The sequence below is a fragment of the Aquirufa sp. ROCK2-A2 genome (genome assembly GCF_054558485.1).
The window spans coordinates 108,916-119,523 of the sequence record NZ_JBPXKA010000005.1; the positions used below are offsets into that span (position 1 = coordinate 108,916).

Genomic DNA, 10,608 nt, shown 5'->3' on the forward strand with positions numbered 1-10,608 from the left:
TCAGGCATCGGACATATCTCTTCTCTTTTCCTGTTTTCTCTTTTCTCGTTTTCTCTCTTCTCTCTCCTCTCTTCTCTTTTCTCTTTTCTCTCTTCCTAAAATATCACTTTTCCATTTCCTTAAAAAATAAATCTACTAATTTTATATACTAATAAATGACGTTATTTTAATTATATGGCATATTTTTACCTTATTTTGGCATTCGTCTAAAATTTTCTCCCCAATTATTTTTGCATTTTAATTATTTACCTTTTATGTTTGCATTATAATCTACAAAAATGGTAGACTAAGTAGTGTAATTGTAAATCAAGGATTAATATGAAAAAGGTAAGCAGTTTTATTTTCGGACTAGGAATTTTATTTTGGACTTTTGGACTTTCGGCGCAACAAGCAAAGACCGTGATCAATTCCACTTTAAGCGGACAGGTATTTGATGCCAAAACCAAGGAGCCCATTCCTGGTGCCTCTCTTTTTATTAAGGGAACAACTCACGGAGTAACCACAGACGCCGAAGGACATTTCTATTTTCAAACGGGTCAAAAATTTCCTTACACTTTAGTGGTATCTTTTATTGGTTACCAAAAAATAGATTACATTGCTCAAGGAACTCCCGTGCAAATATTCTTGACCGAAGATATTCAGGAACTCAACGAAATTGTGGTCACCTCCCGACGCAGAAAAGAAGCGGTACAAGATGTGCCCATTCCGATAACAGTGGTAGGAGGGGTGAAAGTGGCGGAGACGGGCGCATTTAACGTTAACCGTTTAAAGGAATTGATTCCTTCTGTCCAACTTTACTCTTCTAATCCACGAAATACCGCTTTAAGCATCCGTGGTTTAGGGACCACTTTTGGTCTAACCAATGATGGAATAGACCCTGGTGTAGGCTTTTACGTGGATGGAGTCTATTACGCCCGTCCGGCAGCTACCACCATGGACTTTATTGATGTAGAACAAGTGGAGGTCTTGCGCGGACCACAAGGGACCTTATTTGGCAAAAATACCACCGCTGGGAACTTCAACGTAACCACCAAAAAAGCCAGTTTTACTCCTGGTGCTCAATTTGAATTAGGTTACGGAAACTTCGGATTTATTCAAGCCAAAGCTTCCATTACAGGGCCTTTGAGCAAGAAATTCGCGGGTAGAATTTCCTTTTCAGGTACGCAAAGAGACGGACTTTTGTACAATGTTGTTTCTCAGCAAAAGGTGAATGACATGAACAACATCGGTTTCCGTGGACAATTGCTATTTGTCCCATCCGATCAAGTGAAATTGACTTTGATTGCAGACATGACCCAACAAAAACCCAATGGTTATGCCCAAGTGTTGGCGGGAGTGGTTCCTACCTTACGCGCTAATTACCGCCAATTTGAGCAAATCATCAAAAATTTGAATTATACTCCAGCGAGTAGAAATCCATTTGACCGTTTGATAGACACCGATACGCCATGGAGATCCAACCAAGATTTAGGTGGCATTTCCTTGAATGCTGACATTCAAGTTGGCCCAGGAACCTTAACTGCTACATCCGCTTGGAGATATTGGAACTGGGATCCCTCCAATGACCGCGATTTTACGGGATTACAAGCTTTGAAATTATCGCAAGCTACTTCCAAGCACGAACAATGGTCGCAAGAATTGCGTTGGGCAGGAACCTTTTCCTCTCAATTAAGTGCAGTGTTTGGAGCATTTGTCTTTGGACAAAACCTAAAATCCGATCCTGTTCAATTGGAAGAATCAGGCAAAGACACCTGGAGGTTCTCGCAAAGCACCACCAGTGCTTTATGGAAAACGCCAGGATTATTGGACGGATACGGTATCAAAACGGATCAAAATTTGAATACTTTAAGTGCGGCGGTTTTTGGACAATTGGACATTGCTTTGACGAACAAATTAAGTTTAATGCCGGGTTTGCGCTACAATTACGATAAAAAATCGATCACTTTCAAAAGAGAAACCTATGGCGGTTTAGCCACCACAGATCCGGTATTGATCGCTTTGAAAAATTTGGTGTATAGCAATCAAGCTTTTGATGCCAATGTAGACGACACCAATTTTTCTGGACAAGTTTCCTTGGCTTACAAAGTCAACAAATCCTTCAATTCCTTTGTGACCTATTCCACAGGTTACAAACCCGTGGGAATCAATTTGGGTGGATTGCCTTCTTCTGGCGGAAAGCCCATGACGGAATTAGCTACGATTAAACCGGAGTCGGTGAAGCATGTGGAATTGGGCATAAAAACCAAACCCAGTGTAAACACCACTTTGAATTTGACTTTATACAATACCGACATCAAAGATTACCAAACCTTGGTACAAACACCGGATTTAGCGGTAAATAGAGGTTATTTAGCCAATGCGGAGCAAGTACAAGTAAGAGGTTTGGAGCTAGATGGAACCTGGAGTTTAACCAAACACTTCTCGTTTTACGGAAACGTATCCTATACGGATGGAGTCTATGTGAAATTCACCAACGCACCAACGCCCTTGGAAGAAACAGGCGGAGCCAGTTTCAAAGACATCTCTGGCGGCGCACTGCCAGGCATTTCCAAATGGGTAGGATCCTTTGGTGGAGAATTCACCAGCGTATCGAAATTATTGGGTCAAACAGGAGAGTTTTATGTAGCGGTAGATGCGTACACGAGAACAGGATTTTCATCGAGTCCCTCGCCATCCAAGTATTTGAACGTAGATGGGTACTCGCTATTAAACGCCCGCATCGGATTTAGAGCTAGCAAAGGATTCAGTGTTGCTTTTTGGTCAAGAAATTTATTGAACCAAGACTATTTTGAGCAATTACTCCCCGGCGCTGGCAACGCTGGCCAATACGCTGCTGTCTTGGGAGATCCAAGAACGTTTGGGATAACCTTGAGGAATGCGTTTTAGTTAGAAGAGAGAAAAGAGAAAACGGGAAGAGAGAAAAACTTTGTGTCTTCCGTGTTAAAAACAATTGAGTATTTTTAACACGGAGGACACGGAGAGGATTTAACTAAGAATTTAATTTTCTCTTATTTGGATTTTGACGATTTGAAAAGAATGAAATAATTTCAATTGTATTATTCTTTACCCGGTAGTACAAGGAGTTATGTTTTGCAATAACAACTCTCCGAATGTCTTTTCTGGAATCAGTAGCCTGAAAAAGATTTGGATTGTGAGAAAGTAAGTTGAGCGTTTCTTCGATCTCAAAAGCAAGATTTCTTAATTCTCTATCTGTCCAATTTGATTGTAGATATTCGATTGTAATTTCTAACTCCCTTAAAGCATAATCAGTCCAAAGAATTTTATAACCACTTTTCATAAAGTTGTCTTGCTTTGGAATGAGAATTTAACTTTCCTGCATCTGCGTCTTGCAATCCAATTTCGATGGATTGTTTTTCTTCGTCAGAAATTAAATTCCACCAATCTTTATTTTCTTGTTTTTTCAAATCTATGATTTTGTTAATTACTGACAAATCCTCAATAGTTGATAGCCATTGAATCAATTCCAATTTTTTGCTTTGTAAGTTTAATTCAGCTTTCATGTATGGTAATTTTCTTTTTCAAATTTCGTGATAATTTCAAATGAAGATATCTCAAAAGGAGATTAACTAATTTTGGATCAAACGTGGATAGTTAATAATTGCCTAGGTGGTAAAAATAGGAAATTTCAATTAACAAATAATATTTTTAGCTATAAAATCAATTTGTTGATATATTCCTGAAAGGCTTTTAACATTTCATATTTGAGCAAATATTTCTCATTGTCTGAACTATGATTTATTTGATTTATGTGATGGTATGAATTTTTTCTCTCTTCTTTGTGTTAAAAACAATTGAGTATTTTTAACACGGAGGACACGGAGAAGATTAGCATTTAAACCTCAATGGAAATGTGTACTTTCCCTCCAAAGCCTTTTTCAACAATATCATAGAGCGTTTTTAGGGTTAAATTGCTTCCATTGTTTTCAATTCTTGAAATATATTCCCGTTTCTTATCCACAAGTTCTCCCAACTCAGATTGAGTTAATTTTTTTTCCTCACGGGCTTTTTTTAGTAATAAGCCAATTTTGAAGCCTTCTACCTCTCTTTCTAATTCATCACGCCTTTCTGTCCCCTTAACTCCGTAAACCTGATCCTTTATTTTTGTCCAGCTTTTAGTTTTCATTTTTCTTGATTTTTTCCGTGTAATACATTTCCATTAATCGCATTGCTTTTTCCATTTCCTTTTTCGGTGTTTTTTGCGTTTTCTTTTGAAATCCGTTAAGTAGAATTACAAGCCTTCCTTCGTCAAAAAAGCAAAAAACTCTCCAAATGTTTGAGGCTATCTGAATTCTTGCTTCGTATAATCCTTTTGTGCCCTCTATAAACTTTAAATAATTGCTCGGTACTCTTTCTAGGGTTTCTATGGCTTCGATTATCTTAAAGATTTTATCTTGCACCTTACCTGATTGGGATAACAAAAAATCCTCAAAATAATTTTTATAAGCTACGACTTCTCGTACTTTCATTTTTCAAAGGTAATTTATAAGTTACATTTGGCCAAATATTTATCCTTACTTTTAACGTTTTAGATGTCTATTTTGGTCAATTTTTCAAATGTAATAAAATACCCTAACCGTTTTAAATCAGTGAATTATTTTATCAACTTGTTGATTTTTTGGAAGAGAGGAGAGAGGTGCTTCGACAAGCTCAGCAACCGGAGAAGAGAAAAACTTTGTGTCCTCTGTGTTAAAACAATTGAATATTTTTAACACAAAGACACGGAGATGATTCCACCCATTCATTTGGCAAATTAAGTTGTCGCAACCTATCTAAATCCACTTTCTTTCGTTGCTTGATCAATGGCAAAATAAGCCTTGGGAATGTCTTGGGTAATATCGTCTTTCATGGTTTTTGGTCAAATTTCACTTTAATATTTTTTGTCAAGGTGCTTATTAATACCCCCAATCGTTATGCACAATTGGTAATTTATTCAACTCATCACGATGTAACCTCCATTTAGGCATAAATTTATCCATTAAGGATACAAATCTGTCGTTATGATTTCTTTCATGTAAATGAACCAACTCATGCACCAAAATATACTCTAAACAAATTGGTGGTTTTTTTGCCAACTCTAGGTTGAGTAAGATGCTTTTAGAATCGGTATTACATGAACCCCATTTGGTTTTCATATGTTTTACACCCCATTCATTGGTAGAAACCTCAATGATTTTTTCCCATTTATCTAATAAAGGTTTAATCTGCAACTTTAATTGTTTGCGATACCATTCTCGCATAACAATTGCTTTTTCTTCCGTTGTTGCACCTTCTTTTATTTTTAATATAATTTTTTTTGTTCCTTCAGTTTTCACCGAACTATATCCGTTCTTTTCTTGAACCTCTAACAAGTATCTGACACCTTGAAAAAACAAACTTTCACCAGATACATAATCTCTTTTAGTCTCTCTGGCTTGTTCTTGAAAGCCCTTTACATGCTTTTTTATCCATCCAAGTTTACTAATTGCAAAAAGTCTAAACACCTCTTCATCCGTTTTTAACGGAACAGCCAATCTTATCCTACCATGAGGTGGATAGACAGCGAGGTGCATGTTCTTGATGTCTTTTCTAATAACATCAATTTCAATGTTTGAGATATGTAAAAGATTAGAATTAATATTCATTTTGAGCTTTTATAATTTCCATAATATTCATTGTCTTCTCTGGGTCTCCAATAATATTATTCACCTCAATTCTTAATTTTTTTTCTTTGATACCACCATCTCTCCAGCCATCCAATTTATTATATTTAACAGCCTCATCTAGTAAAATGGATAAATTTTCATCATTATCTAAATTATCATAAAGGGCTTGTTTAGCTCTAGTGTTGATGTTACTCGGATAAGATTGACTAGACGTTGAATTGGATACTTGTTCAGCCAATTCTTTAATTTTGTCCAAATACTCTTTGTAGACTATGGTTTCTTGCTTGCGTTGTTTAATTAACTCATCCAACAACTTCGACATTCTTTCGTAATATTTTGGATTCGTTTGTGATTCCTCATTAACTACTTTTCGAACATTATTCTCTATGGTTTCCGCAACTGCTGTTTGTCGTCCACGCTTTTTATCTTCTGGTGTACCTTCTAATTCATCTCTTAGTTTGATAATCAAATCTACTAGTGATTTGTTCTCAAAGTCAGATATTTTTTTACTTGAATTAGCATTTAGATACATATCCATCAACTGTCGCATCCCTGGCTCGAAACGCTTCAAATCTAAATAATCACCACTTGCTTGTTTAATGGTTTCTCTTAAATCGGAATAATACTGAACTTCTTGCTTAATTTTCTCCGCTTCTTGTTCCGTATATTCAAGTTTATGCATTTCGTTCGCAACGTTGGCATATGCTCTAATCAACTTTACAACAGCTTTGTATAATGCTACTCTTTTTTCTTCTGTAGCCTTTATATCATCTGGATTTTCAGTATTACCACAGAAGAATTTAATAAAACTAGGTTCGTCTTTAGGATGTACAGGTTCGCACATGGCTCTTACTGTTTCTAAAGCTGTTTCTAATCTATCTTTACTTTCAGAAATTCTATTCTTCAACAAGCCAATAACATCATCCTCATCAAACATATCAAATGCTTCTGATGTATAATCATTGATAGATTTTTGAAGGCTATGGAATAAATCTTTGTAATCAATTATATAGCCATAATCTTTATCTTCTGTATCTACTCTGTTAACACGACAAATAGCTTGAAATAAGCCATGGTCTTGCATTCCTTTGTCAATATACAAGTAAGAAGCAGAAGGTGCATCAAATCCAGTTAGAAGTTTATCTACTACAATTAACAGCTTCATTCTAGCTGGCTCTTTTATAAATTGAGCTTTAGCTTCATCTTCAAATTCTTCTGTTGTCTTTCCATTTAACATCTTAGTATAAACTTCATATTTCATCAACTTCTCAGTCAATCCTTCACCTGTTTCTTCACCTTTGATATCTGAGTGATGTGGCTCGTAGGATGTTATAATAGCACAATTCTTAAAGTTATTATTCTGAAAAATTTCGTAATACTTGCAAGCTTGATAAACAGAACTTGATACCAGCATTGCATTTCCTTCTCCAGTACTTAACCTTGGTTTTGTCTCAAAATCAAATATAATATCAGCTACAATTTTTTCTAATCGAGATTTTGAACCGAGAACTTTTTGCATAGTTCCCCAACGTTTTTTTAGTTCGACTTTAGCAACGTCTGTTAAACCCTTTGTCTTAGCATCAAACCATTCGTCAATCTTAGTTTGGTCAGTTACGAATTGTTCAACATCTCGAGCTTCATATAGCAAATCTAGTACAACTCCGTCTTCAACAGCCTCATCAAATTTGTAGGGATTACCAATATAAGGTCCGAAAATTTCGATTGATTTTTGTTTGTCTTTTTTAAGCAAAGGTGTTCCCGTAAAACCAATAAAAAGAGCATCTGGTAGAATCATTTTCATGGCATCATGAAGCTTTCCAGATTGTGTGCGGTGACACTCATCTACAAATACATGGATGTTTCCTTTGGCTTTGAAATCACTTCCAAGGTTTTCTTTTAATTCTTTTATGAATGCTTCAAAATCACCTTCGTCAGTTTGTCTTCCAAATTTATGCACCAAACTACCAATTAACATTTCTGTTTTAGCGTTTAGTACATTGATTAAATCTCTACCACTTTTGGTTCTGTAGATTTTTTCGTCTATCCCAGTGAATAATTTTTCTATTTGGTCGTCTAATTCTTCTCGGTCAGTAATGATAAGCACACGGCTATCAGCAACGTTTTCACGAATCCATTTGGCTAACCAAACCATGGTTAAACTTTTCCCAGAACCCTGTGTATGCCAAATAACACCACCTTGTTTGTTTCTGATGTTTTCATGTGCTGCTTTTATACCAAAATACTGATTAGGACGGCATAATTTCTTCACACCTTTATCAAATACTACAAAGTCATGAATCAGCTCTAAGAACCTGTTTTTCTCGCATAATTGAAAAACGTGTTTGTCTAATATGTAATCAAATGACTTATCACATTCTTCTTTCCATTTCAAAAAGTATTTCTCCGATGTTTCAATCGTTCCATATTGCAAGCCTTGTGTATCGTTTCCAGCTAGAACTAATTGAATGGTGGTAAAGAAATTTTGTATGAACTCTGGTTTTTGGTTGTCCAAATTCTGACGAATTCCTTCTTCAACACTTACTTTACTTCTTTTTAATTCCAGAATTCCTAGAGCAATACCGTTAACATATATTACAATATCTGGTCTTTTATTGTATTTACCCAATACGGTTACCTCTTCAGCAACTGCAAAATCGTTATTCTCAAAGTTGTTCCAATCAATCAACCAAACCGTTTCTTTTGGACTTCCTAACTCATCACGTACGGTAACACCATATCGCAATAAACTGTATACTTCTTTGTTAGATGCATACAAACCACTAGATAAATTACTAGCTGATTTTACTAATTCATCAACCGCTTTTTGACTTAATGTTTCAGAGTAACCTCTTGAATGTAAATGCTTTTTTAAAATTGTTTCTTCAACAGGAATAGTGCGAATTTCTTCTTGCCAGTCACCAAGATAGTTGTATCCTAATACTTTCTGAAATAAGTCTAAAACTCTATTTTGAGAAGTACGTTCTGATTTACCTATATAGTTACTCATATTGAAATAGTGTTGTGACACATTATTTTAATTAGTTAAGTTTCATTTTTTGGCCTTTTTTTTGGCCTTTTTTTGGCCCTTTAAAAAATCTTTTTTAGTGTAAAACAGGCTTGATTATTAATGTTATGAAAAAGTTATTGTCATAATTAGGATCTTTTTAATATACTATTTGGCCTTTTTTTTAGCCTTTATATTTAGATTTCCCCATCCTCTTTTAATTGTTTTATACCTATTTCAATAGCTTTCCCTAAAAGCTCCATTCCTTTTACAAAATTTTCACCCACGGTATAATATGTTCCAGGCCCTACACCTTGTTGATTTAACTCTTTGTTTTTTACAAGTTTATCAACTGTGCTACGAACTTGTTTTCTAGTTAACCTTCCTTGAAATAAGTCAACGAAATCTTTCATTTTTGCTTTTTCAAATTTCTTTAAATGTCCAAGAATTAACATCAATGCTTGGGTTTGATCCCAATTAGTTTTACTATATTTTCCTTTTTCATCTGAAAACTCATAGTAAAGGCTAGATAAAACATAATAAGTTCCACTAGTTTTTCCTCTTTGTTCAATTAACCCACGCTCAAGAAGCTTAGAAACCACTACTTTATCAATAATGAAATTTTTATTCTCTTTTCTAAATTGATTTAAGTGTATCACTTCTGATACAGATAATTTTTCTCCTTCCGTAGAGTCTGTTTGAATTGATTCAATAAACAGAGCAAATGCTTTATCTTCAATTACAGCAGATAAAATTAATTCTACCGCAAAATCGTCAGATTTTGAATAATCTGGTTCCGTTTTCCCCTCTTTTAAAGTCTGATAAAAAATTTTATCTATTCCTTGCCCAGACCGTTCTACAATACCTGTTTTTTGAAGTATATCCGTCAATAATCTATTCCTAGGGGTACTTGGTGTCGTAAGTAAATTATCTACAGAAACTCCTAGCGGTAGTCTACCTGGACTAATAATATCTAATTTTGAAGGGAATTGTTTAATTACACACTCACTTGATAATCGATAGTCTCTATGTGCCACTGCATTATTAATAGCCTCTCGAATTACTTCTTGATTAAAAAATGGTATATCAAATATGTATGGGCCTTCTTGGATTGGAATATTACCATTCCTAAGGTTAATTGTATCCCATAGTTTATCAGCTTCTAAAAAGAATGGACCATTAAATGTATCTCGTCTATCAAAAACAATTTGATATTCTTCGTGACGATACTCAAGTTGTATGCAAGACTGAGGTATTCGTTCTTTAATGACTTTTTCCTTTCCAAGTAAAATTACTGCTGCATTTGTAACTTTACCATCTCGAACTAAATTAAGGTCAGTTAATATTTGATTTTTAGGTAATGTTAAAAATTGAGTATTGTTTTGTTTTCTAGCATATGCAACTTTCATCTTTTGAATTGCATTATCATCCAAATCATCAATTAAAACTCCTTCACAAATTTTTTCTGAAAAATCTGGCTCTTGTTCTTGAATTATTTTTAGATAGATTTCATCTGACATTGGCTTTAATTCCTCTCCAACTCTCATGAGAGGTACATCTTCAAATTTATATACCTTACCAATAGGTCTTGATGGTATTTGAAGCACTAAAACTCTTTTAGAGTCATCATCGTCATATAGCTCAAATGCTGAAACCCTAATACCTGTATCTCTATAAATGTTTGACTCAAGTTCGCCAATTCGATCACGATTTTGTTCAGTACCAACTACTATATGAGGCTTACTTTCCTTAATACCAAAAACTAGATACCCTCCACACTCGTTTGCAAATGCTGTAACATAACCCAATATACATCTTCTTCTGTCTCTATGGTCTGGTTTTAAGCCTCCGTTGTATGAAATATTTCCACCTTTAGCCTCTTTAAATTCAACCTTATTTTCAGATTCTTTTAAATGTATTAATTTTTCTATAGTCATATTA

The 10,608-nt window shown here is 34.9% G+C and carries 8 protein-coding genes; 1 reads left to right on the top strand and 7 read right to left on the bottom strand.

Annotated features, from left to right (window positions below):
- Positions 1–318: 318 nt before the first annotated feature.
- Positions 319–2,886 (top strand): TonB-dependent receptor, encoded by a 2,568-nt coding sequence (locus tag V7S76_RS08515; protein WP_459509659.1) that lies wholly within the window; start codon positions 319–321, stop codon positions 2,884–2,886.
- 103 nt (positions 2,887–2,989) lie between these two features.
- On the opposite strand, the gene V7S76_RS08520 is transcribed toward V7S76_RS08515, so the two are convergent.
- The 7 genes from V7S76_RS08520 to V7S76_RS08550 all read right to left on the bottom strand — a co-directional run bounded on the left by V7S76_RS08520 (position 2,990) and on the right by V7S76_RS08550 (position 10,604).
- A complete protein-coding gene (locus V7S76_RS08520; protein ID WP_459509660.1) occupies positions 2,990–3,298 on the bottom strand; it encodes a type II toxin-antitoxin system RelE/ParE family toxin in 309 nt (102 codons plus the stop codon).
- Complete coding sequence (locus V7S76_RS08525; protein ID WP_459509662.1) at positions 3,282–3,521, bottom strand: hypothetical protein; 240 nt, start codon at positions 3,519–3,521, stop codon at positions 3,282–3,284. The genes V7S76_RS08520 and V7S76_RS08525 overlap by 17 nt, the downstream gene beginning before the upstream one ends.
- A 332-nt stretch (positions 3,522–3,853) precedes the next feature.
- On the bottom strand, positions 3,854–4,144 hold the full coding sequence (locus V7S76_RS08530) for a helix-turn-helix domain-containing protein (RefSeq protein ID WP_459509663.1): 291 nt from the start codon (positions 4,142–4,144) through the stop codon (positions 3,854–3,856).
- Positions 4,134–4,487, bottom strand: coding sequence for a type II toxin-antitoxin system RelE/ParE family toxin (locus tag V7S76_RS08535; protein WP_459509664.1), 354 nt, complete (start codon positions 4,485–4,487; stop codon positions 4,134–4,136). Before V7S76_RS08535 ends, V7S76_RS08530 begins: the two co-directional genes overlap by 11 nt.
- Before the next feature lie 426 nt (positions 4,488–4,913).
- Positions 4,914–5,642, bottom strand: coding sequence for a M48 family metallopeptidase (locus V7S76_RS08540; RefSeq protein WP_459509666.1), 729 nt, complete (start codon positions 5,640–5,642; stop codon positions 4,914–4,916).
- A complete protein-coding gene (locus V7S76_RS08545) occupies positions 5,632–8,670 on the bottom strand; it encodes a type I restriction endonuclease subunit R (RefSeq protein WP_459509667.1) in 3,039 nt (1,012 codons plus the stop codon). Before V7S76_RS08545 ends, V7S76_RS08540 begins: the two co-directional genes overlap by 11 nt.
- Before the next feature lie 194 nt (positions 8,671–8,864).
- Complete coding sequence (locus V7S76_RS08550) at positions 8,865–10,604, bottom strand: ATP-binding protein (protein WP_459509668.1); 1,740 nt, start codon at positions 10,602–10,604, stop codon at positions 8,865–8,867.
- Positions 10,605–10,608 lie beyond the last annotated feature (4 nt).

Excerpts from the sequence above, each read along its gene's own strand:
- V7S76_RS08515 (WP_459509659.1), top strand. The coding sequence starts at position 319 with ATGAAAAAGGTAAGCAGTTTTATTTTCGGACTAGGAATTTTATTTTGG.
- V7S76_RS08520 (WP_459509660.1), bottom strand. The coding sequence starts at position 3,298 with ATGAAAAGTGGTTATAAAATTCTTTGGACTGATTATGCTTTAAGGGAG.
- V7S76_RS08525 (WP_459509662.1), bottom strand. The coding sequence starts at position 3,521 with ATGAAAGCTGAATTAAACTTACAAAGCAAAAAATTGGAATTGATTCAA.
- V7S76_RS08530 (WP_459509663.1), bottom strand. The coding sequence starts at position 4,144 with ATGAAAACTAAAAGCTGGACAAAAATAAAGGATCAGGTTTACGGAGTT.
- V7S76_RS08535 (WP_459509664.1), bottom strand. The coding sequence starts at position 4,487 with ATGAAAGTACGAGAAGTCGTAGCTTATAAAAATTATTTTGAGGATTTT.
- V7S76_RS08540 (WP_459509666.1), bottom strand. The coding sequence starts at position 5,642 with ATGAATATTAATTCTAATCTTTTACATATCTCAAACATTGAAATTGAT.
- V7S76_RS08545 (WP_459509667.1), bottom strand. The coding sequence starts at position 8,670 with ATGAGTAACTATATAGGTAAATCAGAACGTACTTCTCAAAATAGAGTT.
- V7S76_RS08550 (WP_459509668.1), bottom strand. The coding sequence starts at position 10,604 with ATGACTATAGAAAAATTAATACATTTAAAAGAATCTGAAAATAAGGTT.